This window comes from Altericista sp. CCNU0014 (genome assembly GCF_044923475.1).
GTDB lineage: Bacteria > Cyanobacteriota > Cyanobacteriia > Thermosynechococcales > Thermosynechococcaceae > JAAURS01.
Genome location: NZ_CP137338.1, coordinates 2,584,359 through 2,610,482, shown reverse-complemented (window position 1 = coordinate 2,610,482; position 26,124 = coordinate 2,584,359). Strand labels below are relative to the sequence as shown.

Genomic DNA, 26,124 nt, shown 5'->3' with positions numbered 1-26,124 from the left:
TACTAATAAATAAATGGGCAACGAACCAGTGGATCGCGGGTAAATGCGAGCACCAGACTGGCCATAATGTATTTTTGTTCGGCGATCGCTGCGGTTCTGATTGGGGGAAACGGTTGCCCCATGACAGGGGTGTTTGTTAGGGCGATCGCACTTTGAGGGGTGGTCATAGGTTTCTCCGATGCGGCATCTTTGCATCTGAACCTACGGTACCCAGAGCGGCGATCCGAAACCGTTCCAAAAGCGATCCGGTAGCGATCTCTTATCAGATTCCTGTAACGAAAGCACTCAATTTTCTTGAGTCCAGTCTTCCAGTAATAGATTTGGAACTCGAGCAAAATCTCGATAGTTGCGGGTGACGACGGTTGCCTTACTAGAAAGTGCAATGGCAGCAATTCGCATATCTTTTTGTAAACGCTTTTTGGTTCACAGACTCATGCCATATCTTTCATATCTATCTCACGCTCTGCCCGCAACTCTGCGACAATGGCGGCGAAATCCTCATCTCCTTTAAACATGCCAATGAACTCTAGCCAGGGATTTTCTCGTATAGGAGTTTCTGAAGGCAATACGAGGGGGATTTCGAAGGGTAATATTCTGGCTTTGGCAAATCGTTGGGTGAGGATGGCTTATAATTGGGCGATCGCCTGCTCATCTGTCGAGGCTTCTACCTGACAATCAGGTAATCCCATCACTCTGGCAAGGGAGCGGCCATCAGCAGTTTGCTCAAGCACGAGGTTGAGCTTCACGCTCTCTGGCGGCGGAATTTGCATGACCATATGCAGGATCGTCAAATGTAACTGCCTTTAGCATATCAAGGTACAGGCAATCTTGCCAAAAACCGGGGTTCTAGGAACTATGCGACTGAAGACACTGCAACTTCGCAAATCGCGAGGCGATCGCTCGGATTGCCGTTTTGGGCGATCGCAAGCAAGTCAAAAGCGTGCGTCCCTTTAAGGCTGGGGAGTGTCAATCCTCTAGACCTTCATCATCCTGAAACCAGGCTTGCAGTGCTTTAAAGCTCAATAACCGATCGATCGAATCGAACTCTTTTTGCCACTCTTCTTGAAAAACGTTCAAATATTCACTGAGCGTTTGACGGACGATCCGCGCTTGGAAACTTCCCGTTTCAGTCAGATCTTCCCCAAGAAACCGAACGAGTTCGTGAAGGACTCCCGTTGCTTGTCTGATGTTGATGAGGGGAAACAACAGCTCTTCCGAGGCTGAACTGATAAAGTCATCTCTGAGTTGATTTAAGTAAACTAGGGCATTGGTAACATCTCGGTTCGAGTGATTTTTCCGGCGAAAAAGCTGGATTCCATAACTTGTAATGCGCGAGACCAGCACGGTCTGGGGAAGCGACCAGGCGGCCTTAAAGGTTGTTAACAGTCCTATTTCTCCAATCGTGCGCGCTTCTCCAGGAAAAGAATTGTTAGGAAACGCGACAATGGGGCAAACGAGTATTTGCTGAGCCGGACTTCGAGCAAAACGATAGGGGCGGGGTAGCATTGCCGATGACGGGTTAATCCAGCTTTCTTTTTGAATGAGGCGACTGTAAAAATAGCGATATCGCTTTAGATCGACTTCAGTCCCGAGGGCAGAGGGATAGTCATTGCTCCGCTCGGGGTTAATATACTCGCTAGTAATCATTGAGGTTCCATGCTTCTCATCGTGCAGCGCCGCCCAGCTGTAATCTGCTTCGAAGACTTCGCCTAATTCATGCAGAATAATGTCTAAGATTTCGGTTTCGCTGGCGACCGCACGCGCTCGATCGAGGATTCGGTTCAGCACCTCAAGGCAGGCTACTGCTCGATCGTGTTGAGCCGTTTTCTGCTGTAATTGAGAGATCAAGTGCAGTTGAAACCCTTCCAAGTCGCGCGCGTGCCCGTGCAATTCGTTTTGTGCGAGCTGAAACGCTGTCTTATCCTGAAACACCATTACACTGCCCACGATATCGCCATCCCGATCGACGATCGGAGCGACTGTATCGCCAATAACCTTCTCCGAACCGTCCCTCGCCTGAAGCAAGCACCCATCGATGAATGACAGGGGATAGCCCAAGCGCATCGTCTGAAGTCCGGGATTTTCAATCGGTTCTCGATTGCTTTCGCAGACGAGCGAGAGGACTTGGTCGATCGGTTTCCCGAGGGCGTCCTGTTTGGTCCATCCAGTTATGCGCTCTGCAGTCGGATTGATGAGGGTAACACGGCCCCTCCGATCCGTAGCAATAACTGCGTCGCCAATGCTGGTTAGGGTGTCGGATAAAATAGATTGGTTTTCTATCTCCTCTCGCGCGAGCTGATGCTGCCTTAATGCCACTCGAACGGTCGTGTCGAGCTGCTGTTTTTGAAAAGGCTTGACGAGATAGCCGTAGGGATTTGTCACCGCAGCTTGCTCGAGCGTAGGACCGTCGGAATGAGCTGTCAAATAGACGATCGGAATGCTAAAACGACTGTAGATTTCCTGGGCTGCGCGAATGCCAGCCATTTGGCCTTGCAGTTGAATGTCCATTAAAACCAGATCCGGTTTGATCGTTGCGGCCATTTGAACGGCTTCCGTATCGGTTGCAACGCTAGCCAGAACGGTATGGCCCAGTTGTTCTAAAGCTTCTTTGATGTCCCAAGCAACAATACTTTCATCTTCAACGATTAAGATATTGGGCATGGTGCAAAAGGTGGATTGAGGGTAAGGCCGGACAGGGGTCTTTGTTTGGCGGATTTATCTCATTAATCTAACACGGGCCTAGAAGCTCTCTTTTGTTTTGTGCCCAATTTCAATTCGGTCTAAGCGTTCGCAGGGAAGGAAATCTTAAAGGTTGTAGTGTCATTTCTGTCAATCTCCAGAGTTCCCTTGATTTGCTCGACCAAAGATAAAACCAAGTTGAGTCCCATCGCGCGCAGATTTTGCAAGTCAAAGTCTGGAGGGAGGGGTTGTCCGTTATTGCCGACGCTCAAGACAATGCGGCAATTGCCAGCATTTTCCGCGAGCGTCACGACTACTTCGCCGCGCTGCCCGTCGGGAAATCCATGCTTGAGGGCGTTGGCTACCAGCTCGTTGAGAATTAAGCCGCAGAGGACAGCTTTGTCGAGGGTGATGGTAATACCGGGCTGTAATTCTACTCGAAGGGCGATCGCCTCTCGTTCGATAGCATAGCTTTGCCATAGTTGAGAAAGGAGGGTCTGGGCGTACTCGGCAAAGTCTACGGATGCAAAGTTAGTCGATTGGTAAAGCGTTTCGTGAATCAGCGCCATCGCTTTGACCCGGTTTTGACTGCTCTGCAGCATGTTGCGGGTTTGGGGATCGGTAACGCGATTGCCTTGCAAACTGAGCAGGCTGGAGACAATCTGAAGGTTGTTTTTGACCCGATGGTGGATTTCTCTCAGTAAAATGTCTTTTTCGCGCAGAGAGTGCTGGACCTTCTCGTCGGCCTGCCGAATCGCGGTTATGTCTTCAATAACCAGCAAAATATTGTTCCGATTGTTATCTTGCTGAATTTTGCGGGCGCTCATGGATAAAATTCGAGGCCCGTTTGGATGGAAAATCTCGTCGATTTCAAAATTCTCAAGCTCGGTATTGTGGGTCAGGACGGTTTCGAGCTGCGATCGCAAACCCGCAATATCCCACTGCCCGTTTTCTAGCTCAAAGATAGACTGCTGTTCGATTTGAGCGGGTAAAAGCTGAAACGTTTCGTAAAAGAATCGATTCGCCGATAACACCCGAAGATTTTCATCGAGTACCAGCAACGGCTGCCTCACCGTCTCGAGAATTGCATGGGCGTAATCTCGGGCGGCTTCGATCTGGATGGCGCTGCGTTTGAGCGCGTCAATATCGATGACGCCAATGACTACGCCATCAATCCGATTGTCCGTCGTGCGATAGGGACGAATGCGAAGGCTGTACCAATGCCTGTCGAGATCCTGCACTTCTCGCTCGATCGGGGTGAGGGTGTCCATCACCGTTTCGATGGAAGAGCTCAGATTTGAAACAGCAAGGTTGCTCTGAATGTCGCTAAAACGCCGTCCTAAATCTGTCCCGATTAGGTTGAAAATTCCCTCTGCTAAAGGGGTAAAGCGTCGGATCCGCAGGTTGCCATCTAACATCAAAATGGGAATGTTGATACTGCCCAGTAAGTTGTGAAGATCGTTGTTAATCTGGTTGAGTTCTAAATTTCGGCTGCGCAGTTCGTCGTTAATGGTGTTGATTTCTTCATTGGTTGCTTGCAGCTCTTCTTGGGTCGTTTCAAGTTCTTCGTTCGTACTTTGCAGCTCTTCGTTGCTCGACAAAACCTCTTCGTTAGCCACCTGAAGCGACTGATTTACAAAATCTTGCTCTTCAATAATCGACTGCAAATATTCCCGAGTCGATTCCAGTTCGTGTTTTAGGCGGAGATTTTCCCGGTCGATTTCGGCCTTGTATCGTTTAGAGCGACTCTGACTTTGAAGCAGTTTGGGCTGAGATCTTTCCACTAAAGGCTCGTCCATGAATAAAACGAGGAAATTGGATTTTGCCGTCGCAGATACCTTAACCGGAATCACTTCGACCGTAACGAGCTGAGATCGACCTTCAATCTGCAATCCTGTTTTGCGGGCGATCTTGTTGTTTTTTTTAGCATCTTGAATGGCCGTTCGCAGTTCTAACCCCAGACCTTCCCGTGCCATTCTTAAAATATTCAGACTGGCCTTGCCCGAGGCAGGTTCTAAGTAAGCGCTAGTCTGTCCCCGAAAGTGGAGAATATCCATCGCGTCGTCGATGATGACGCCGACGGGAGCGTAACGGTTTAAGACCAGCCGATCGGCTTCTTTGCGCAGAGCGAGGTCGGTTCTGTCTTCCTCGGGCGGCGACGCGATTGGGTTCGCACGGTCTGATAGCGGCGTTCGCGTTTTGAAGTCGAATCTCAGCCGAACGGAGGCTGTTTTACGGCTGTAGATTTTATACTTTTTGTCTACTTGCTCGAAAAGCGTAGAAAACTCCCCGACGGTTTCTGCAGCACCCAACATTAGAAAACCATTCGAATTGAGAGCATAGTTAAAAATAGGAAATAAGCGTTTCTGAAGGGCAGTGCCTAAGTAAATGAGTACGTTTCGACAGCTAATGAGATCGAGCTGAGAAAAGGGCGGATCGCTGTTTAGATTTTGCTTGGCAAAAACGCAAAGTTCGCGGACCGACTTGCTGATTTGATAACCGCCTTTGACCTTTGCAAAAAATTGCTTGAGCCGTTCTGGAGAGACGTTTTCAAGCGAATCCTCTTTGTAAATCCCTTTGCGAGCTTTCTCGATCGTGGCTTCGCTGATATCAGTAGCAAAAATCTGAATGGGTAAGGTCGTGCTGGATTCGCCTAAATACTCCAGCAAACAGATTGCAATTGAGTATGCTTCTTCCCCCGTCGAACACCCCGCGATCCAAATTCGAATCGGCGATTCCGATGATTTCGCGCGTGCGATGCTTGGAAAGATCTTACGTTTTAAGACTTCAAAGATTTCTGGATCTCGGAAAAAGCTGGTGACGTTTATTAAAAGATCCTGACATAATTCATCTACTTCGGTTGAGGTGGTTTGGAGATAATTCAGATAGTTTTCTAGGGTTGCAATATTGAGTAACGCCATGCGTCTCATGATGCGTCGCTTGAGGGTTGCGGGTTTGTAGCCTGTGAAATCGAATCCTTTGACGGCGCGTAACAGGGCAAACAGTTGCGTCAGGCCATCTTCGCGTAATGCTGCTCCGGCATTTTGCGGCATGAAGCTGGCAATGTAAGGATGCTGGCCGATTCTGGTAAGTTTTGCGGCGATCGCCTGAGGGGGAAGCACGAAATCTACACAACCCGTCGAGATCGCACTGTGAGGCATCCCTTCAAATCGAGACGAATCGATATCTTGGGCAAAGGTAATGCCGCCTGCTGCTTTAATGGCCGTAAGTCCTAGGGCGCCATCTCCGTCGGTGCCGGAGAGGACGATGGCGATCGCCTGATGGTCTCGATTTCGAGCCAGGGACTGAAAAAACGTATCGATCGGCAGAAAGCGATCGCGCGTCTTTTTTCGCGATACTAACCTCAGCCTATTCTGAACCAAAACCATCTCAGTATTGGGCGGTATCGCGTAGACGTGGTTGGGTTCGACCTCCATTCCCTCTTGAACTTCCACCACGGGCATCGGCGTAGTTCGATTCAAGATTTCTGCCAATAGGCTTTCTCTGGTCGGATCGAGGTGCTGGATCAGGACAAAAGCCATCCCCATATCGGTCGGTAGATTTTCAAGGAGCTGAGTAAAGGCTTCTAGTCCTCCAGCCGATGCCCCAACCCCAACAATTGGAAAACTTGCAGGCGCTCGATCTTGCGAGATCTCCGTCGAGACGCCATCTTCAGGGGAGGGATCGGGGCGAGCGCGACCGTAAGCTTTCCTGGTAGTCATAGAAACGATTCGTAGGAAGACAGGACGGATCCGTTACCTATCGCTGAATTTTAGAAAGGCTTTTCGATAATCCACAGGTAGGTAACAAATATTGTGACGGATATCAAAGTATAAGACCTCTGGCATCAACCCAGTTCCTTTCCTGCCAACGTGCCTCACCTTCGGCGATGAGGGCTACGTCTTCCTGGTTCTGCACCCTACGAGAAAGGCATTTTTCTGATATGTTCCGAACCCGATCGGCTCTCCTCAGCGTCCTACTGGGCGATCGCGTTGCCATCTCAATGTCGATTGCGAGCGAAATATTTGTAAAAAAAGCTGCTGCTGGCGTTTAACTTAAATGTCAAATCTCAGACAACCAGCTTCGATCCGAGCATTCTAAGAAAAATTTTAGCAAAGATGAATTATTTGGAACTGGAACGGGGAAGTATAGCTATATATCCAATTTCCGATATCAAATCGTGCCTGAAGCATTCACAAGCTGCGTGACTGTCTAACCAAGCAAGCTTAACAATATTTCCATCTAAGCCCAAACCAAAACGGCTTAGTGAAAATACGTGAAACAACCGTACAGGTGAGGCATTGTGTCAAGTCCGGTTGGAGCCTCGCGCTCCGGTCCGGTTTGACGCGGAAATTAAAGCAGCTCAAGCATGACTTTTTTTGATAAGGAGGATCGCATTGATAGAAACTATGAATCCCAAGCGCAGCCCATCACCTAAGAAGGAAAAGAAAACCTCCACGCCCAGCAATAAGGCCGCTCAAGCTTCTTCGTTGCAAGATGTATCCATATCGTCGGATGTTTTGCACCCCCCAAGTGCTGAAGACAGCGATAGGGAGAAGGCCGCGCCGATTGCCGAACCCAGTAAAGTCAGACGCATCGAAGGCTATGAAGCAGACTGGCAGCGTTGGGACCAGTTGGCCCAAATGCTAGGCGACAAAAAACAGTCGCAAGCATTGCTGTTTCGCTACCTCATGCAAATGGCTGAGTCTCAAGGCCCCGAGGCGGGACAAGACTTAAGGTCGGAACCATCCCCGTCCCCCCACGAAAACCCGCAGTTCAAAGAAGATGCCCTGGCTGAGCTGATGACTCATATTCCCCAGCTTTTGTCGGCAATGACGTCATTGACGGTTCAGTTTCAGCAAAATCAGCAGCAGCAGCAACAACTGAATTTGCTCCTGTCGCAGGTTTTACAGGCACTGGCTGGAAACGGCGGCTCCGAATCCTTCGCAGCATTACGTCAGTCCGGGCGCAAAGCAAACGGTACGGCTGCGATCGCCAAAGGGAGCTTTGCAACCCTTGAGAGCAAGGAGCTCAAAAAGAGCCATGCCAAAGGCAGCGCTGAAGAAAAGCTAAAACGGACGTTTGAGGCCATCGTCTCCTATAACGAAGCTGCCGAACGAACCCACGCCGATAAATGGGCCATCAATCAAAATGCCCTGGCCGAGCTGACCGGATGCAACCGACCTGCCATCAAGCAGTTCTTGAAGGAGTACGCTGCTGAAATCGAGCGCCACCATCAGGCCCATGGGTTATTACCCCGCCATAACTACGCCCACGGCAAGTTAGGCATCAAGATCGCGGACATTATTTCGTGGTAAAGACACCGCCAAACCCTACTGGGCGCGCTCCCACAGTCGGCCAATTTCTTGTAGGGTTTGCAGGGCGGGCGAGGGTATCGCTGTAGTGGCTGGCTTCGCTCGAGCACCTGGAATGCTCTGTTGCCAAGGGCTTCCCGTGACAGTTTCAACTCGAACCGAGGGATTGACTGGCCTAAACCCATATTGTACCAAGATCGATTGATAGGCAGGTTGAGTTAGAGCATCTAAGAAGGTCTGGGCTGCTTTTGCCGTCCCTTTAGCTACATTTTGTCGCACGATCGCCGCCGTTAGAACGGTTTCAACAGTGGGGCTGATGTCATAGATTCGGTAGGGCTGGCTTTGAGACGTTTTGGACTGAGCCCATCGATAGAGGGCAATACTTTCGTAATCCGTGGCAATATCGGCTTCATTGGCTCCGCTTGCGATAAATTCCTGCAACAAGATATCGCTAGAGCGTGCGGGTTGATAAACGGAACGCTTCACGAGGCTGACTAAAGACCGCGCTTCTGGCACGCTCAAATCCGCAGTAGATAGGGTGGACTGTTTTAATTTTGATTCCAGCCACAAGCCGAGGGTCAGCTGGCCGCTATTGGAGCGAGCGGGATTTGTCATCTTAAAGTCAAAGCTTCCCCACGCTGCAGTGCCGCCAAAGTTACCCCAGGTTTGAGCCTGCATGGCTTGCTCGATGCGCTCCCACCGAAATTGACCGTCAGGAAACAGCGCCTTGCCGCGTTCTGTCCAAGCGATCGCCACCAGTCTCGTTTTCGCGATCGGCAATGGCGTGCCGTAGAAAGCAGCGCTGTTGTTCTGAGCTTGCCAGCGCGCTTCCAAGTCTTTAAGCAGTTCGCCATTGGCCGGAATCAAAATGGTCGGCTCGAAATCGTTCTTGCGATCGACGAACTGATTCACCATGTCCAGCGAACCTTGGGTTTTAAGGGCGATCTGAATGTGGGGATGCTGCTGCTGAAATTGCTGAATTGCTTTCTGAAGCGGCTCCTGAAGCTCGGAACCGCTGACGACGATGACGGATTGCGGGGTAGTCCCAGGAATGGGCGCGTAAGCCAACCCCAGAGCCGCCATGATGAGAGCAATGGAAAGATAGAGCGATCGCGAATGCTGCTGTTGTTTTGCCATTCCCTAACGCGCCACCAATAGGTCTAGATTTTCTTGGAAGTCTCGCAATTCGTTGCTGAGCGATTGGAGCTGGGCTGCTTGGGTCGCGTCTTCTAAATCCAGCGATCGCAGTTGGTTTTTCATGGTTTGTAGCACTCCAGCGGACTCTGAAATGAGCGTCGACAGGCTCAACACCTGCGCCTGCCTTGCATCCTGTCCTTGCCGCACGAGCTGGATATTGCGCTGGAGGCTCTCGGCGAGTTTGTGGAGCTGCTCTCGGACGGCTTCGCCGGGATTTTTTTGCAGCTTATCTCGCACCTCTTGGAGTTGGCGCTGCAGTTCGCTGACGGACAAGATCGAGTCTTCGCCTTGTAGGCGCAGGGCAAGCCCGTCAATTTTAGCGGGCAGCTCGCAGGTGCGCTCGCAGGCAAACTGCACCGTTCCCAAGAGATCCATATAGGGTGACGCGTTCAAAATCTGATGGGCTTCCGCGCTCAATTTCTGTGCTTTTTGGGCTAGAGTTTGGGCCTGCTGGCGCATGGCTGCCAGTTCTGTTTCGAGCGCTGGATTGCGCGCTGAAGTTTTGGCGACGTTCGGTTTTGCGGCGGCAGGTGCGAGGAGCGCAGCGCTGAGGGCGGAAACGGCGATCGCCACGGGCACCGCGATCGCGCTCGACACCTTCGCCAATCGAACCCCCAACACTAGGGTCAAGCACCCCAAAAATACGGCAGCAGGACTATACAGCGGATTGATCCATTTGATCCGTTTCATCGAGCGCGATCCTTGCAGCTAAAACTCCACCTGTAAATTCGCCATGAGCTTTGCAATTGTAGCGGGGTCGCCTTGGGAATAATAGCCGCCATTGGCGCTGGCGATTTGCTTCAACACATCGGGGCTAAATTCCCCAGCGTTGCCGTATCCTACTGTAAAGACAGCAATGCGGCGATCGCTCGCAAACCCGCTCTTTTTTAGCTCTTCCTCAAGCTGGTTGAGGGTGAGCTTAGAATCTGTATCTTGCCCATCGGTCAGGATCGTCACCGCATTGATACCATCATTTCGCAAGTTTGCGGACAGCCAACTGCGGGCGTTACTAGCTGCATCGTACAACCGCGTACCCCCATCCGCCTTTAACCCAGCAATAAACTCGAATCCCTTCGCTTTACCCGCTGCGGTTCCGCTTGCCAAGACGGGAGGGCGTACTTGACTGTCAAAGTCAATCAGCGCCACCTCTTCTTTAGGACCTAAGCTGTTGATGTAGGTTTGCAGCGTGGACTGCACGGCAGCAATTTTTGTCCCGGACATCGAGCCGGAGGAATCCACCACCAGTACCACGCGAGAGGGTTTCTTGGCAAACACCTGCCAGGACTCCAGCATGGCGTCCGCGACCTCTGGCTTAGGCGCGCGGTAGGAATCGTAATTTGCTTGCGGATCGACGCCAAAGGTTTTCGCAAACTTAGGCCCCAGCGCGATGCCTGGAACCCCCGGTCGCAGACCTAGGTTGGTGGCAATTTGTTGGGCTTGGGGCGATCGCAAATATTCCACGACTTTCTCCGCCGCCGCTTTCTCGTCCGCGCTCACCCAGGGCGCTTTGGGCAGAATGGCCCGCATGTTAGACGCAAACGTTGCTTTAGGGTAGACCGCCTCGTAGCGGGGCTGTCCTGGGGGTATACCTTCGTTGGCCGCAATGACAGAGGACTCGTAAACCGAACCCACTGACGCCCAAAAGACTCCATTTTGAACCATCGCCTTGGCTAAAGAATCCGTCGAAACCCCATAGCGGGTAATCTTGCTCTGAATCTGCTGCACCTTACTTTGATGTTGTTTGACATCCTCGAGCGTCAATTGTTCGGGACGTTTGCCAGAAATCGCCGCAAATTGGGCGATCAGCGTTTGCAATCCAGAATTCGAGCGCGTGGGCGCGGTATGGACGTAATGAATTGGAATCGCTGGAGCGGCAGCATCTAGCGCCTGATGGTTTTTAGCCGTTGCGAGGGCCTTAAAGGGATCCGATGCCTTTTTCAACCCTGGGGCCAAATCAGCCTGGGTCATCAACACCATTGGGCTATTGGCCAGGAGCGGCGCATCGGCCACATCGGGAATATAGTTTTGTCCTGGAAAAATCCGATCGATCTGGTATGCCAGCCGATCTAAATAAATATCCCCATCCACCGCAATCAGCGTCGGCCATTCTGGGGCATCGGCCTTCAGGGTGCCTGCCTTCAGTTGTCGCGATCGATTGACCAGATCCGCCACCACGTCCCCACTGCCTTGGGCTGCACATGTCAGATAAAATGCCTTGCCATCGGGGAGTTTTGGGGATTGGGCATTGTACTGCTCCGCCGCCTGCTGGCAAAATTGGCCTAGGGCGCTACCCGCGAAAAACTTTACTTCAACGCCCTGAAGCTGGGTTTGCTGGGGCGAATTCGATGGCTCGGGGCCGCTGGCGCAACCAGTCCCGCTAATGACCAAGCCCAAAGAAAATGCAAACGGACAGAAGCGCTGAGAAAGCATACCGATCCACGAACGACGGCTGAAATTGTAACTCAAGGCGTTTAAAGACAGTCCTACCACACTTCGCACTCGGCAAATCCTAAAGTCCAAACTTCCGCGCGCCTGAGAAACTTTGTCCTCAAAGTTTTTGTCTTCTCTAGATCGAGGTGTTCCTTACCAAAGAGAGGGTTTAAATCCTTTAGACTGACAGTGGCGATGTTGCTTCGACAAACCGCTGTTTGGCCTTGAGGTTAAAGACGTTCTGCTTTTTAGGGGCTGGTGCAGCTTCAACTGCTTTTGTTTTGGATAACTACACATAACATATGTCGCTTTTCATGAAACTGCGCCCTTACCTTCTCATCGGACTGTTCGTCAGCCTGTTGTTGGGCAATCTGACGCTGTTCGTCGGCAATAGTATCAGTGCGGAGTTGGCAGATCGGGCGATCGCCGCGCCCCCACCGTCCGCTGTCGTCTCCAGCACTGCCTCCCTCTCCCTGACTAAGGGAGTCAAAAAAACAATTCTAAACAACGGTCTCACCGTCTTGACCAAAGAGGTGCATACCGCGCCCGTCGTGAGCGTACAGGTTTGGTATCGCGTCGGCTCGCGCAACGAAGTACCTGGAATAAACGGAATTTCTCACCAGTTAGAGCATCTGATGTTCAAGGGCACCCAGGCGCGTCCCATCCAGTTTGGCCGCTTGTTTAGCGCCTTGGGGAGCGAATCGAACGCCTTCACCAGCTACGACGAAACCGCCTACTTTGGCACCGTGGAGCGCAGCAAGCTCGAGGCGTTGATGACCCTAGAAGCAGACCGCATGCAGAACACGGTCATTGGTCCAGAGCAGCTAGAGAGCGAAAAGCGCGTGGTGATTTCAGAACTGCAAGGCTACGAAAACAGCCCCGGCTACCGCCTCAGTCGGGCCGTCATGCGCGCTGCATTCCCAAACAGTCCCTATGGGATGTCCGTTGGCGGCACCAAGGCCGATGTTGAAAAATTCACCGTCGAGCAAGTTCAAAATCACTACAAAACTTACTACCGTCCTGAAAATGCCACCCTCGTCGTAACCGGAGATTTTAATACTGCGGCGGCCCTCAAAATGGCAGAGCAAACCTTCGGCAAACTTCCAAAGGCAACCGAGCCGCTGCCTTCAGTTAGCGCAACCCCTTCAGCGCGTCCGTCCGCAGCTTCCCCCAAGGCGCCCATCGTCCTCAAGCAACCGGGCAGTACGGCTCTGATGAACGCAATCTATCCTTTGCCGGACGTGAACCATCCCGACGTTCCGGCGATTGACTTGATGGATGCCGTACTGACGGGAGGCCGCAGTTCGAGACTGTATCAAGAATTGGTCGAAACGGGATTGGCGAGTTCTGTGGGAGCCTACGCGTCCCAATCGATCGACCTAGGCTGGTACAGCATTTCAGCGGTGGCTGCTTCCGGTCAGCCCCTCTCTCGGGTCGAAGCCGTTCTGCAGCAATCGTTAGCTGAGATTCGTCAAAAACCCGTCACTGCGGAAGAACTGGAGAGAGCTAAGGTGCAGTTTAGGGCCAGTCTCATTCTCGGCAATCAAGATATTTCCAGTCAGGCGACCCAGCTTGGTTACAATCAAACCGTTGCAGGCGACTACCGCTTTATCGACCGTTACCTAGCGGCTATGGAGCGCGTTACGCCAAAAGATATCCTGCGGGTAGCCCAGACTTACCTCAAACCAGAACGGCAAACCATCGGCTTCTTCGAACCTATCCTGCCGGATGGGAGACCGGGCGCCTCTAGCGCGGGCAATACTACCGAGCGCACCACTGAAAACTTCAGCCCTGGCAAGCCTGTAGACCCTGCCGAAGTCGCAAAATACCTGCCGCCCGTTCGCAGCGCGACAGCTGGTGCTTCCAATCTTCTGCCTCAAGACTTTAAGTTGTCCAATGGGCTTCGAGTTTTGTTGCTACCGGATCGAAGCGCCCCGACGGTCAATCTGAGTGGAAATATCCGAGCGGGCAGCATTTTTGACGTCCCCGCCAAAGCTGGGGTTGCGGGGTTGACCGCGAGCAACTTGATGAATGGAACGGAGTCTAAAAGCGCGCTGGCTTTGGCAAAGAGCCTTGAAGATCGGGGTGCTAGCCTGGGTTTTGGTGCCAGTCGAGAGGGGGTTGGCATTGGCGGCAGCGCCCTCGTTCAGGACCTGCCCATCTTGGTCCAAACCCTCGCAGATGTGCTGCTGAATCCAACCTTTCCTGAGAAACAGTTGGAACTGAGTCGGCAGCGATCGCTGGTGGGACTGAAGGCGGCCCTAGACGATCCGGGGCAGTTGGGCCGCCGCACGTTCCAGCAGGCGATCTATCCCGAGAACCATCCGTTCCATACCTTTCCGACCGAAGATAGCCTCAAACGCATCACCCGAGAAGACTTGGCGCTTTTCCACCAGCGGTACTATCGCCCGGATACGACAGTACTCTCTCTGGTCGGCGATTTCGATCCGGTCCAGGTGAAGCTGCTGTTGGAATCTGCCTTGGGCCGATGGCGTACGGCCGGACAGCCGCCCGCGCTGAACTTTCCCCCTGTTGGGCTGCCCAAGACAACGACCTATGTGAGTAAGTCGATTCCAGGCAAAGCCGAAGCCGTTACCTATTTGGGCTACAGCGGCCTTTCCCGTAGGGATCCGCGCTATTATGCGGCAGTCGTACTCAATCAAGTCTTGGGTGGAGATACGCTATCCAGTCGGCTGGGGACTGAAATTCGCGATCGCTTAGGTCTCACCTACGGGATTTCTAGCGGTTTCTCTGCCGGCCAAAACCCCGGACCCTTTCTGATTTCCATGCAAACTGCGCCCAAAGATGTCCGGAGGGCGATCGACAGTACCGTTGCGCTTCTAAGGCAGCTTCGCGAGCAGGGGATTACGGCAACGGAGTTAGACAATGCAAAGCGCTCCATCCAAAATAGCTATCCGGTAGAGCTGGCCAGCCCCAGCAGCGTTGCCAACGCAATTTTGAGCGACACCGTCATGGGCTTAGGTTTAGAAGAACTGCGCCAGTTCCCGATCAAAATTGGCGCGGTGACTGCAGAACAAGTCGAGCAGGTCATCCAGGAATTCATTCAGCCCGATCGACTCGTGATCGTCACTTCAGGGCCTGGGACAGAAACGATTAAGAGAGGAGGGTGAGGGCGTGTCAAGCACGCCCTCGATCGATACAGGTTGACAGCAGCAAACTGTTGGTTCCAGCTACGGGCAAAGAAATAACTACCGATCGACGGATAGCTTTTTTGAAGTTGCTGTTTTATTAATAGTTGTTCTAACTGCTCGGGCGCAAGTTGGCTCCAAATCTAGACGCTTTAAAGCAGTCGTTCGGAGCTTAAAAGTTTGGAGTGAGAGCACTTTCCTCCTGCCTGTCCGTTTCTCCCTGAGGAGTTTTGTCACGCTGTCCGTCAACCTGTAAAAGTTTTATGATTACTCAACCTTGAAATAGTGCCAAATTGAAATTCATGAATTACGATTGAGTTTAGTAGAGGTTATTCTGGTGCCAGATTCCTTTCCTCAGTAATCATTTGTGTGTATCTATGGTTTCGGCCTTAGATTCGTTTGAAGTTTCAAAATGTTGACTTTGAGGCAGCTATCTGAAATTTCAACTTCATCTGTTCCCTTTTTGAGGCCAGGGTGAGCGCAAGGAAAGTGCTGCCAAAATACGGTACCTAGCTAGTTGATTCTCAATAGTGAGGCTAGTTCTTATTAATATTGAAATTATTTTCAATATTAATGAGGATACTGTTCTCTTATTGATCCTTTCGCTTGCCCTATTTTGGGGCTAAAGATGAGTTGAGTGAGAGGTTATTTGAAGCGGGTGGGTTTTCTTGTTTAGGTAAAAGGTTAACTTTGACATCCGATCTTGAGGTTCTGTTCATGCACTTATATCAAAAACAACATATTCTCGGGGCAGTTTTTCTGGGAGCGGTCGCGATCGCCTCCTTTACCAACGTCAAACCCGCCCAGTCATTTACGTGGACTTCAGACTCGGCTTCATTCGGGGCAGGGGATCTGGCAGGGACAGATTTTGACGTCTTCTTCTATGACGGCTATATAGATGGAGTATTGACTCCGGGGCTGACATCCAAAGCTACGTTTTCGTTATTAGAAGACTTCGACTTATCGGATAACAAGCAGAGCTTTGGCGTTACCATTACCAATACATCGGATCCAAGTATCTTTAATAGAGTCAGACTTTCTGGACTGGGGTTCAATACCAATCCAGAATTGACTGGGGCTTCAATTAAGACGCAAGGTACGGGCTTTGATATCAAAGCTGTTTTGGATAGCAAAGTTCCTCAAAAGCCTATCACTGGCGGAAAGTTGGATGTTTGCTTTACTGCTGGGGTCAGTTGTACTGGAGGCGGCGGAAACGGTATTGAACTGGGTAGCAGTTATTCTTTTGAAACGCTATTATCTTTTGTCAATCCACCAACGAACTTTCTAACCTTTGATAACTTTGTTACTCGCTATCAGAGTATTGACTTTAAAAATGGCGCGCAAGGACAAAGCGGTGTTGGTGTCGGTACTGTACCCACGCCAGCAATGTTACCTGGCCTGATTGGCATGGGCATTGCGGCTTGGCGCAAAAAGAAAAAACAAGATAGTGAAGAAAAGGCCGATTCTTCTTTAGTCTAGCGGCCTAGGTAAGCCTGCTTTTATGAGTGGATCGATAGGGTAACTCTTCGTGTTAGTTACCCTAGTTTGATCTTTTTCAGTTATTTTTAGCCTTTTGTAAATTATTTTAACAATCGTTTGATTTTATTGTTTAGTGGGCACTCTATAAATTAGCGGGCAAAGGCAACCTGCCTTTGCTGATTTTTGTACTGAACGATTCAGCTCGTAATAATATTGAGCTTTTTGTTAATGGCTTGGCTAGCTCAGCTTCAAAAGACAACTCATATTTGGCTTCAAAAATCAGTTAAGACATTCCACGGCATTTTGGTCTTAATTGGTTTGACGATTGGATTGTGTTATCTGCCAACCTGGCTGGGATACCTAATTCCGCAAGCCTTACGCGGAAAAGTGGGCGGAGTTTTGATCGCCTGCATGTTGGCTCTGGCTGGTTTTGAAGTTTGGCAAAAACGCCAGCACCTGCGCAACCTGAAGGCCTCTAGAGAAAGCCGCGCGATCGGACACCTGCTGATTGTTGCAGGTGTGGTGTTTTTCCCCTGGTGTCTTTTTGCGATGTGGCCTCAGTCCCTAGTCTGGCTCGCAATATTAGTAGGCATTGCGCTGAGCACCTGGGGTAGTGCTGTATTTATCCGCTTCCCGCTCCCGAGCTTCTTTATTGCCCTGACCGTCTACCCGCGCATAGGCATTATCTCGCGATTTGTTTGGGAGCTGTTGACGCCTTCTGGATGGCTGGAAAATACGATGGCTTGGATAACCGGCCTAACATTGCGATGGATGGGGTTTCCCGCAACGCAGTCAGGAAGTCTGATCGAGTTCCCAGAAGGGTCTGTTAAGGTCGGCTGGGGATGTAATGGGCTAGACATGGCCATTACCATTGCGGCAATCGGGTTATTTCTTGGCATCGTATACAAACAAAAACCACTCCAGACCATGGTTTCGATGTTGGTGGCTTCTATTTTGGCGATGCTGTTCAACATTCCGCGTTTAATGCTAGTGACCGTTGCCTACGTGTATTGGGGCAAGGGATGGTTTGATTTTTGGCATGGTTTTTGGGGTGGCCAAATTTTTGTAGGAATCTTGCTGACCATTTATTACTACGCACTGATGGCAATGATCGACCATCAAAAAGTGCAATCCCGTCGGGAAAAAGCAACTAAAATGATGGGTTAGTAAGTTGGTAAAGCTTGTAGAGCGTGCTTTTAGCCTTATCCTTGTAGGGATGAGATATTCAAAATTTAGTGTTTATGCACTCTCGAGCTCCGTTAGGAACTGCTATGTCGATATAGTATGGTTTACTTCTCAAGTCATTAATAACTATTATCATGGATGATTCTTCCGAAAAAACACTATTCAATAATATTGAAGAACTTCGCAAAAATCCTATAAAAACGAGAAAAACTCTCAGGGCTTTAAATTGGGTCGGCTATGGCTTCTTGGTTTTCTTTCTGACTGACGTTGTCACGATTTTGCTGCCGCCTAACTTTGGAAATCCAGTTTGGGAGTTTGGTGTTTTCAGGAATTTAGTCGAACGCGTAACGCTTCCTTTGATTGGTTTTGGATTAGTATTTGTTGGAGATTACTCGCTTCGTTCTAGAGGAGAAATCTTGACTTTAAGGGTTTTATCTTATTTAGCGCTTATCTTGGGATTTGCTTATTTTATTTTGATGATATTTGGTATTTCGAGCACCGTGCAAATCGACCGTCAGAATAACGAAAAAATTACTCAAGAAGGTAATGATACGAGGACAAAATTAGAACTGGCCGAGCAAGTATTCCAGTCTGTAAAAACAATCGAGCAAATGGAAGTTTTCTTGAGCCGCTTCGACAGCCAAGGACGAACTCCTAACATTAAGGACGATCGGGAATTTCAGGTCGCAAAACAGCGTTTTTCTGAGTTTTTAGAAAAAGGGAAAAAACAGCTTAAAGCAAAAATACAAGAGGCCCGGTCTACGCAGCGAAAGAATTTGCTCAAGAATTCGCTGAAATGGAACTTGCGGGCGTTGTTGTCTGGTGTTTTGTTTGTTATTCTGTGGCGCGGTACAACGGAGGTACGGCGTTACAATTGACAACATCATTTATGCTTATGAGTACACGCTAGGGTAAAGGACAAGACAAATACAATGTCAAATTTAGAGCGCTCCATCTTGATGGCAGAAGACGAGCTGACCCAATACAGCACGGATGCACGCAAGATTGAAAAACTGCGCCGTAAAATTGCGCTGTCGGTACCTGTTGCAGAACAACGGCAGATTAAAGAGGTGCTGATAGCGGAGATGCCAGCAGGAGGTTTCGGCAAGCTAGTAGCAGAACAGCGACAGGCCGTCGCCCTCCCGTTCTGGGGAATTGCCGGACTGGGTTTGCTGACCGGAATTTCCTTTATGCAACCTCTGGATTTTCTGGCGACCTTAGGCGGTGGGGCGGCGGCGATCGCCCTGCAGCGCTGGGGGTGGAAACTCCAAGCCAAAAGGCTGCTCCTTCAGACCTTAGAGGAGTTAGAAGAAAGCATGAGAAATCCCAATGGTCGATCCTAAGACTCAGGCAAACGTCGCGCGAATCTCTTCTATTCGTTTGCGATTCACGCCCAAATCGGATTGACCTAGCCGAGATGCCGAACGCACATGAATCACCTTGGCGCTGTCATCGGCATAAAATTCGACGTCATCGACAAAGCCCATGAGTTTGCTGGCGAATTCTGCGTAGAGGTAGTTATCGTCAGCCTGGACGATCTTCGTACGCTCTGACCCTTCAATGAAGGCTTTGAGCTTGGCGATCGCCGTTTTCCCATCACCCGTATAAGCAATGGGCGCGATGCTGTGTTCTTTGTCCGCAGCAGGTGCTTGGCTCGAAACGCAATTTGGCGTATTGGGGCAGGCCGCAAGTTGACCGTTTTGAACGCCTAGGTTGCTGGGACGGGTGCCGGGGAAAGACAGGATAGCCATAGGATTTTGCGGGGATTGAATCAGTGGATAGGCCGAAGCTGTGGCAGGCACGAACCCCCAACAGCTCAGAATTAGAAAGATCGTACAAACTGCTGACTTGAACCGATTGCCCATAATTGCCCGTTCTGCTTTTGCTTACCCTAACACGACACCCCCCGATTCATGGAGAATAATGCGGTTGTTTTGGGGGTCGTAACCGTAGATTTCGCGACCGTGGGAGGCGTGCTGGATCGCTCCGGGGGGAGGATATCCGAGCGTTGTGAGATGGGCGATCGCCGCTTCTAAATTCTCGACTTCAATGCACAAACTCATGCTGCCGCTAGAGGCAGACGCGAATTCTGTCCGGTGGGCGTCGCTCGGTTTAAAGAGGCCGAGCCGCATCCCGGATAGGACGAATTCAGTATAGACATTAGGGATATCTACGATCGGATCTTGGCCCAGTAAATTTCGATAGAAACGGGCGAGCGTATGATCGTCCGAGTCGGCTATGGTAACAAAAATAGCGGTATGGCCCAAATTCACAATTCTAGACAGCCAAGACAGTAATGATGGTCAATTATAAAGGGCTTTTTATCGGGAAGCTGCTGTTATCGAGCAGTATTTTGATGGGTGTTGCGGGCTGCGCTCAGCCAAAAATCCCACCGTTTGTGAGTGCGACGCCGATTGAAACTCAGGTTGCTTCGCCTAAGTTGAAGCAGGTCTTGCAAGCTGCGATGGAACAAACAAAGTACACCCGCAGCTACGACCCGGCCTATGTGGCGATCGCCTATCCCGGTGGGGACGTCCCCCGCGAAAGCGGCGTCTGTACCGACGTGGTGATTCGGGCGTTCCGTGCCATTGGGGTTGACTTGCAGCAAGACGTCCACGAAGATATGAAGCGCAATTTTGCAGCATATCCGCAGTATTGGGGGCTGAGTGGACCGGATCCGAACATCGATCGCCGTCGCGTCCCGAATTTGATGAAGTATTTCGAGCGCCAAGGCAAGGCGATCGCCATCACGAAGCGCAAAGAAGACTATCTGCCGGGGGATGTTGTGACCTGGAATTTAGGCGACGGGCAAGAACATATCGGCATCGTGAGCCACTATAAATCGGCTCAGACGGGCCAATTTTCGGTCGTGCACAACATTGGCGCGGGGACGCGGCTGGAGGATGTTTTGCTGAATTGGCCGATTATCGGTCACTATCGAGGGATTGGCGAGACTTAGTTTGACGGTTGCCCCTCAAAATTGACCTTTGCCATCATTTCCAAGCGAGATAGGGCACTGGCAGCAGATTCTCGCACGTAGGAATCGGCATCTCGATCGTCAATGAGATGGGCCAACACGGTCAACCCGCGCGGGTCGCCAATGGAACCCAGGGCGTTAACCAGAGATACGCCTAAGGCTGGATTGTCCGTCGTTTGCAAGGACTCAATCAAAATCTCGACGGCGGTCGCGCCCATTTCCCCGAGGGCCATCACTGCCGCAATATGGACGACGGGGTTGGGGTCGTCGAGGGCGGTTTTGAGACCCTGGATCCCTTCCTTTGAAAGGGGAATGTCAGGATGGTTGATGACGACTTGCGCGATCGCCTTGGCAGCGCTCCCCCGCACGATGGGGTTGCTGCTGTTGAGTAATGCTGCGACTAAGGTTGGCACGGCATCATGACCGATCGCCCCCAAGGCTTTGACGGCTGCCCGGCGGTAGGTGGTATCTTCTTCGTCCAAAATCTGCACGAGTCGAGGAATAGTCGTTTCATCCCGATGCTCGGCAATTTCTGCCATTGCGCGATCGCGCAGGTGGGGATTGGGATGCTTGAGTTGTTGGAAGGATGCTTCTGCGGACATGGATTTCAGGGCCTTAGAACGGTCGACAGGCGAGTCTCGCTTACGAAGGCGAACGGAGGTCTAGAAACATCTCGTTGCTCTCTTGAAATCCCATCTTGGCGTAGATCGGTTTGCCGAGCGAATTGAAAGAGACTGGAAACGCGATGAGCCATTGGCTTTGCCAACCATCCGCCCGCCATAAAACCAGTTGCCTGGGTTTTGGGCCGCGACCGTACCTCAACGGGCAAAGCAAAGGCCGAGAACCGTCGAGCTTTAAAGGCGGATTCAATTCCGTTCCAACCGAATGACAGTCGAACCCGAGCTGGACTACTAGGTTAGGATAGCGCGTCGATCGTATAGTCGAGCACTAAATTGTACTCCGTCAATGCCAGCTCGGACATATCGCAGAGCGCACCGCCGTAGTGACGGGCGTAGCGCATGGCTTCAACGTAGGGAGCAGTCGGCAGGTTTAGAGAACGATAAACTTCTCGCTGGCCTGCAATGCCCCATTCATCCATCGGTCCAGTGCCGCCTGCTACGAGACAATAATGGACCAAACGCATGTAGTGCTTGATATCGCGGGAGCACTTCGCCTTGAATGTATCGGTGGAATTTGCTTCGCCGGGACTGTTCAAGTAAGAATACTTCCCAATACAGGCATCGTAGGCTGCTTGGGCTACTCGATCGAGGTTTTCTACGAGCTTTTCAGCTGCCTCTAGACGGGCCGTGGCTCGCTGAATCGAACCCTGAACGGCGTCTAGGTCGGAGGCACTGGGGAAACGACCTGCTGCATCGGCAGCTTCAATGACGTTGGTAATAACTGATTTCATGGCTTAGATCTCCAAAAATTTTCACTGCGACGTTATGATTCAGGCTCGAGTCACTTCAGAGGGTCCGTCCGTTTAGCTCAGCGCTGCGATCGCGCGGTCGAAGTAGCTACAGACTTCAGCAACCAAGTTGGCGCAGCGGTCTTCCGCGATGGGAGGACCCATTTTGCGAGGTTTAGAGCCTGCATGCTCTTCGCTGGGGGTGTCTTGGATGTGAGCGGCAGCTTGGGCCTTCATAATTTGAAGGGCGCGAACGATGGAGGTGCTGGGGACGCCGAGGGCCGTATAGGTTTCTTTGAGGCCGTCCAAGCAGCGAGTATCTAAGGAAGAGGGGTCGCCAGCCAGGAGGGCGTAGGTCACGCAGCGAAGGATAATTTCAGCATCGCGCAAGCAGGCAGCCATCCGACGGTTGGGGTAGCAGTTACCGCCTGCTTGAACCAGGCTTTGGTTTTCGCAAATCATCCCGGCCACTGCATCGGATACCATGCAGCTAGCGTTGCTAGAAATTGAATTGACAGCATCTAAACGACGGTTGCCAGTGGCGATAAACGCTTTGAGCGTGTTGATATCGTCTACAGTGGATATGCTGGCATTCGCTTCGACTACAACTCTAGAAAAGGCATCAAGCATTTCGCTCTCCTGAAAACTACGATCTATAAATTTGTATTGCGCTGGCATTGAAGTAATGCAAAAACTATGCTGGCTCATTCAATAGGGTGGGCAATATCGCCTCTGTTTCGAACAGCGAAGCAATAATCCTTAATGTCCTTTGTTTGCTTTGAGGCCGCACGGTGAGTCGAGTTTAAAGTGCCCTCAACGGGCTGCATTCTGTCTCGATCTCCTAGGGCTGTTATCATCGAAGGCACGGACGAATTTTGCTCTCCGAGGATGGTCCTTTGCGCGATCGCTACCAAACGCTCCTAACTCAACTGGTCGAAAAAGTTCTTAAAGGACACCTACCTTCCAAAGAGCAGGTCTATCGCGAACTGGTGCAAGATCTCGAACCCGATTCAGCCGAAATTTTGGACGAATGCCTGCAAGAGCAGTTATCTGCCACTCAATTAGCTGTCACCAATGCTGTCGATGAAATCAAACAAGCTAAAGCCACCCGCAGCTTGAGGGCGCTCAAGACCATTCAGGGTGAATGGGAACGCTACCAAAAAGATCGGGGTGCCAGCAACGCGATCGCCGCTTCAGCCCAAGTCATTCTCAGATCCGAGCCCGATCGATATTTCGCAGCCTTGGTGAAAGTGCTGGATGCAAATCAGGCCCAGCCCCTCAACCTAGAACAACTCAAGCAGCTCGCCAGCACCCTAAAACAAGCCGCCTCAATGATGGGCGACGCGAATGCAAGCCTTCAGCAGGTTATTTCGGGCATTCGAGCTGGATTGGCTTCCTGGAAGGCCCTGGAACCTCACCTCATCAGCTGGATGTACGAACAAAGCCGTGACAATTTAGGCTTTGAAGGCACCCCCGGCCAGCGCGGTCCCTGGCAACTGTGGGCGCAGCAGGTGAGCAGCCCGCTCCTGCAATCGCTATTTCAGGGATTGGCTCTCAACCAGCCCGTTACCGATAGTTTGAATGGAGTAGACCATACTCTTCAGGATTGGATAGACCTTGCCCTCGCGCTTCAGCTGACCCAGCGCGGTCTCGTCACTTGGTTCGAGCAGCAGCCCTACGATTCTAAATGGGGCACCCAGCAAAGTATTGCCACCTTTCTTTCCTTTGCCGTCCTTTGGGGCCAGCTGTCTGCCGGAATCGAGCAAGCTACTTCTGTAAACGTTTACAACCGCGAACCGCTCTCTCAAGGCTGCTTCCAGATGGCGCTCCAAACCCTGCGCGCTTTTACCCAGCGGCCTTACTTCCCGCTCTACGGCGGCGTATTTGCCCTTCTGTCAGGCCGTCACCTTCAAGATGCGCTCGCTTACTTGGACGAACCGCTCCGTCAGGCAGATGGAACCCAAGAAAAGGCGCGGATGCTGACGCTGCTCGGTTATTCGCAACGGGCGATGGGACAGATCGAGCGATCGCTAGAATTCCACCAGCAGGCTCTTGAAATCGCCCACACAGCAAATGATACGCCCTGCGAAATTGCCAACCTCAATCACATCAGCCGAACGTACCTCTCTCAAAAGCTGTATACGAACGCGATCGGCTCCGCGCAACGGGCTTTAGTTTTGGCCAGGCAGCGGGGCGATCGCTTGGGTGAGGCCAATGCCCTCACAAATTTGGGCTACGCTCAAATCCTAACGGCGCAGCAGATCGAGCGGTTGATCCCGGAAGCGTCAGACGTGTCCATCGGCTATCTCAAGGAAGGATTGAGATTGTCCGAGCAATTGGGCGATCGCCAAAGTCAATCGCTGTGCTGCAACAGTTTGGGCATTGCCTACGGCTTGCTAGAGCAGCACGAAGAAGCCATTTTGTACCTTCAACAGGGGCTACAGGCTGCCCAGCGCTCCGGCGACTTGTACCTGCAAGGGCTGAACTGGTCCTACCTGGCTGAAAGCTACTATCGACTGGGCGATTATCCCCAGGCGATCGGTGCGGGGTTGTTAAGTCTGTACGGTTTAGAACAGATCCAGGCTCCCGAGCAAAGTCAGCCCATGGGTTTGTTGCGCGTGGTGAAAGGTCGGATGGGCGCAGAGGCATTTGCAGCGGCTGTACGGCAATGTCGAGCTGGGTTGCTTCCCTTCATTGGGGTGGATGGATTTGACCATGCCCTCCACCTTCTGAGCGCAACTTCTCAAGATTAGATTGAATCTACTCCAGGCAAAGCCGACCAAGATCCGTCACAGTGCTCCGCCCATAGCCGAAGGCTTGGGGGTAGTGAAGTGACTTCAGACAAATCCGATACTTTTCTAACAAAGCCAAAACTTTCAATAATTTCTGGCAACATATCGTTCTTTTACGTTCATTTCCTTCCTAACCTAGAGTTAACGCCTAGAAACCCAGCGATCGTTTCAAGCAATAAAGGGAATATTATGCAGCTTTTTGCAGATGCCAGTCAGCGTCTTGAAAAAGCACTTCAGTACGTCGATTTACCTGAAGATGCTCTCGCCTACCTCCGCCATCCAAAGTCTTCTTTGGCCGTTTCAATCCCCGTCCGTATGGACGATGGCTCTCTCAGGGTTTTTCAAGGCTACCGCGTGCGCTATGACGATACCCGCGGCCCTACCAAGGGCGGCGTGCGCTACCATCCCCACGTATCGCAAGATGAAGTGCAGTCTCTAGCCTTTTGGATGACGTTCAAGTGTGCCGTGCTCGATCTGCCCTTTGGTGGCGGCAAGGGCGGCATTACCTTAGACCCAAAATCCCTCTCTAAGATGGAGCTAGAACGGCTCAGTCGCGGTTATATCGATGCGATCGCCGATTTCATTGGCCCGGATGTGGATATCCTCGCCCCCGATGTCTACACCAACCCGATGATTATGGGTTGGATGATGGATCAGTACAACGTGATTCAGCGGAGGATCGAGCGCGCTGTCGTAACTGGAAAGCCTATCTCTATGGGGGGAAGTGCGGGGCGCGATACCGCAACGGGTCTGGGTGCTTTTATGACGATCGATGCGATCGCCCCGCTATTAGAATTGACGCCATCCGATACAACCGTTGCGATTCAAGGCTTTGGTAATGCAGGGAGTATCCTGGCCGTCGAGTTGGCCAAAGCTGGATACCGCATTGTGGCCGTTAGCGACTCCCAAGGCGGCATTTATGCATCCCAAGGCCTAGATATTCCGAGTATTGTGCACTACAAGGATTCCAATCGCAGGATTAATGCCGTGTACTGCGAAGGAAGCGTGTGCAGCGTCGTAGAGCACGCGATTATCTCAAACGAAGATCTTCTAGCTTTGGATGTGGACATCTTGATTCCTGCCGCCCTTGAGAATCAAATTACGGATGCAAATGCCCATCGGATCCGGGCAAAGTATATTTTTGAAGTGGCCAATGGGCCGATCTCGTCCGCTGCGGATGAAGTTCTAAAGCAGAATGGTACCCTCATCTTTCCCGATATTTTGGTGAATGCGGGTGGAGTGACGGTGAGCTACTTTGAATGGGTTCAAAATCGCAGCGGTCTCTACTGGTCTGAAGCAGAGGTTTATACGCAGCTTAAAAAACGGATGGTAAGGGCTACAGAAGAAATCTGGCAAATTTCCCAGCAGCAGGGAATTTCGCTGCGGACGGCGGGCTATGTGTTAGCCCTAGAGCGGATTGGAGAAGCGATTTCTGCCAAGGGCACCCGCGATTACTACGTCCATTGATAAAATGCACAGGACCTCGAGTGCGCTAAGCTTAGTGCCATAAAGG

The 26,124-nt window shown here is 51.3% G+C and carries 21 protein-coding genes; 9 read left to right on the top strand and 12 right to left on the bottom strand.

Annotation, left to right across the window (positions count from 1 at the left end; translation table 11 throughout):
- Positions 1 to 2: 2 nt before the first annotated feature.
- From R6H26_RS12755 to R6H26_RS12740, 4 genes are all read right to left on the bottom strand, one after another.
- The gene (locus R6H26_RS12755; protein ID WP_404790762.1) at positions 3 to 167 is read right to left on the bottom strand and encodes a hypothetical protein; all 165 of its coding nucleotides are present in this window, start codon (positions 165 to 167) and stop codon (positions 3 to 5) included.
- A 459-nt stretch (positions 168 to 626) separates the two neighbouring features.
- Complete coding sequence (locus R6H26_RS12750) at positions 627 to 776, bottom strand: hypothetical protein (protein WP_404790761.1); 150 nt, start codon at positions 774 to 776, stop codon at positions 627 to 629.
- Positions 777 to 966: 190 nt separating this feature from the next.
- Positions 967 to 2,661: a response regulator gene (locus tag R6H26_RS12745; RefSeq protein WP_404790760.1), complete on the bottom strand. Its 1,695-nt coding sequence runs from the start codon at positions 2,659 to 2,661 to the stop codon at positions 967 to 969.
- A gap of 119 nt (positions 2,662 to 2,780) precedes the next feature.
- Positions 2,781 to 6,401 (bottom strand): chemotaxis protein CheB, encoded by a 3,621-nt coding sequence (locus R6H26_RS12740; protein ID WP_404790759.1) that lies wholly within the window; start codon positions 6,399 to 6,401, stop codon positions 2,781 to 2,783.
- Positions 6,402 to 7,088: 687 nt separating this feature from the next.
- Here R6H26_RS12740 and R6H26_RS12735 point away from each other — a divergent pair.
- Positions 7,089 to 7,997, top strand: coding sequence for a hypothetical protein (locus tag R6H26_RS12735; RefSeq protein WP_404790758.1), 909 nt, complete (start codon positions 7,089 to 7,091; stop codon positions 7,995 to 7,997).
- A 15-nt stretch (positions 7,998 to 8,012) separates the two neighbouring features.
- Here the strand turns inward: R6H26_RS12735 and R6H26_RS12730 are convergent, their stop codons facing one another.
- Genes R6H26_RS12730 through R6H26_RS12720 form a run of 3 tightly spaced genes read right to left on the bottom strand, consistent with a single transcriptional unit; the run spans position 8,013 to position 11,621 of the window.
- Complete coding sequence (locus R6H26_RS12730; protein WP_404790757.1) at positions 8,013 to 9,131, bottom strand: substrate-binding domain-containing protein; 1,119 nt, start codon at positions 9,129 to 9,131, stop codon at positions 8,013 to 8,015.
- 3 nt (positions 9,132 to 9,134) lie between these two features.
- Entirely contained in the window at positions 9,135 to 9,881 is a 747-nt protein-coding gene (locus tag R6H26_RS12725) for a hypothetical protein (RefSeq protein WP_404790756.1), read from the bottom strand.
- 18 nt (positions 9,882 to 9,899) lie between these two features.
- Entirely contained in the window at positions 9,900 to 11,621 is a 1,722-nt protein-coding gene (locus R6H26_RS12720) for an extracellular solute-binding protein (RefSeq protein ID WP_404790755.1), read from the bottom strand.
- A 314-nt stretch (positions 11,622 to 11,935) separates the two neighbouring features.
- Between R6H26_RS12720 and R6H26_RS12715 the strand changes: the two genes are divergently transcribed.
- From R6H26_RS12715 to R6H26_RS12695, 5 genes are all read left to right on the top strand, one after another.
- Positions 11,936 to 14,752, top strand: a complete 2,817-nt coding sequence (locus R6H26_RS12715) for a M16 family metallopeptidase (RefSeq protein ID WP_404790754.1) — start codon at positions 11,936 to 11,938, stop codon at positions 14,750 to 14,752.
- Between the two features lie 708 nt (positions 14,753 to 15,460).
- On the top strand, positions 15,461 to 16,249 hold the full coding sequence (locus R6H26_RS12710) for a cistern family PEP-CTERM protein (RefSeq protein WP_404790753.1): 789 nt from the start codon (positions 15,461 to 15,463) through the stop codon (positions 16,247 to 16,249).
- Between the two features lie 228 nt (positions 16,250 to 16,477).
- A complete protein-coding gene (gene crtC, locus R6H26_RS12705) occupies positions 16,478 to 17,416 on the top strand; it encodes a cyanoexosortase C (protein WP_404790752.1) in 939 nt (312 codons plus the stop codon).
- A gap of 152 nt (positions 17,417 to 17,568) precedes the next feature.
- Positions 17,569 to 18,312 carry an HpsJ family protein gene (locus tag R6H26_RS12700; RefSeq protein WP_404790751.1) on the top strand — a complete coding sequence of 248 codons (744 nt, stop codon included), beginning with the start codon at positions 17,569 to 17,571 and terminating at the stop codon, positions 18,310 to 18,312.
- 54 nt (positions 18,313 to 18,366) lie between these two features.
- Positions 18,367 to 18,777 (top strand): hypothetical protein, encoded by a 411-nt coding sequence (locus tag R6H26_RS12695; RefSeq protein WP_404790750.1) that lies wholly within the window; start codon positions 18,367 to 18,369, stop codon positions 18,775 to 18,777.
- Between the two features lie 3 nt (positions 18,778 to 18,780).
- On the opposite strand, the gene R6H26_RS12690 is transcribed toward R6H26_RS12695, so the two are convergent.
- Positions 18,781 to 19,185: a DUF1499 domain-containing protein gene (locus tag R6H26_RS12690; protein WP_404790749.1), complete on the bottom strand. Its 405-nt coding sequence runs from the start codon at positions 19,183 to 19,185 to the stop codon at positions 18,781 to 18,783.
- A gap of 135 nt (positions 19,186 to 19,320) precedes the next feature.
- Positions 19,321 to 19,707 carry a VOC family protein gene (locus R6H26_RS12685; protein WP_404790748.1) on the bottom strand — a complete coding sequence of 129 codons (387 nt, stop codon included), beginning with the start codon at positions 19,705 to 19,707 and terminating at the stop codon, positions 19,321 to 19,323.
- A 23-nt stretch (positions 19,708 to 19,730) separates the two neighbouring features.
- Here R6H26_RS12685 and R6H26_RS12680 point away from each other — a divergent pair, with 23 nt between their 5' ends.
- Positions 19,731 to 20,393: a DUF1287 domain-containing protein gene (locus R6H26_RS12680; protein ID WP_404790747.1), complete on the top strand. Its 663-nt coding sequence runs from the start codon at positions 19,731 to 19,733 to the stop codon at positions 20,391 to 20,393.
- Here R6H26_RS12680 and R6H26_RS12675 read toward each other — a convergent pair.
- The 3 genes from R6H26_RS12675 to cpeB all read right to left on the bottom strand — a co-directional run bounded on the left by R6H26_RS12675 (position 20,390) and on the right by cpeB (position 22,449).
- Positions 20,390 to 21,013, bottom strand: coding sequence for a HEAT repeat domain-containing protein (locus tag R6H26_RS12675; RefSeq protein ID WP_404790746.1), 624 nt, complete (start codon positions 21,011 to 21,013; stop codon positions 20,390 to 20,392). The two genes, R6H26_RS12680 and R6H26_RS12675, sit on opposite strands and share 4 nt — an antisense overlap.
- Before the next feature lie 314 nt (positions 21,014 to 21,327).
- A complete protein-coding gene (locus R6H26_RS12670) occupies positions 21,328 to 21,822 on the bottom strand; it encodes a bleomycin hydrolase (RefSeq protein ID WP_404790745.1) in 495 nt (164 codons plus the stop codon).
- Between the two features lie 72 nt (positions 21,823 to 21,894).
- Complete coding sequence (gene cpeB, locus R6H26_RS12665; RefSeq protein WP_404790744.1) at positions 21,895 to 22,449, bottom strand: C-phycoerythrin subunit beta; 555 nt, start codon at positions 22,447 to 22,449, stop codon at positions 21,895 to 21,897.
- Positions 22,450 to 22,715: 266 nt separating this feature from the next.
- On the opposite strand from cpeB, the gene R6H26_RS12660 reads away from it, so the two are divergent.
- Together R6H26_RS12660 and R6H26_RS12655 are read left to right on the top strand one after the other, a co-directional pair.
- Positions 22,716 to 24,572, top strand: coding sequence for a tetratricopeptide repeat protein (locus R6H26_RS12660; RefSeq protein WP_404790743.1), 1,857 nt, complete (start codon positions 22,716 to 22,718; stop codon positions 24,570 to 24,572).
- Positions 24,573 to 24,800: 228 nt separating this feature from the next.
- Positions 24,801 to 26,078: a Glu/Leu/Phe/Val dehydrogenase gene (locus tag R6H26_RS12655; protein WP_404790742.1), complete on the top strand. Its 1,278-nt coding sequence runs from the start codon at positions 24,801 to 24,803 to the stop codon at positions 26,076 to 26,078.
- The last annotated feature ends 46 nt before the right edge of the window (positions 26,079 to 26,124 follow it).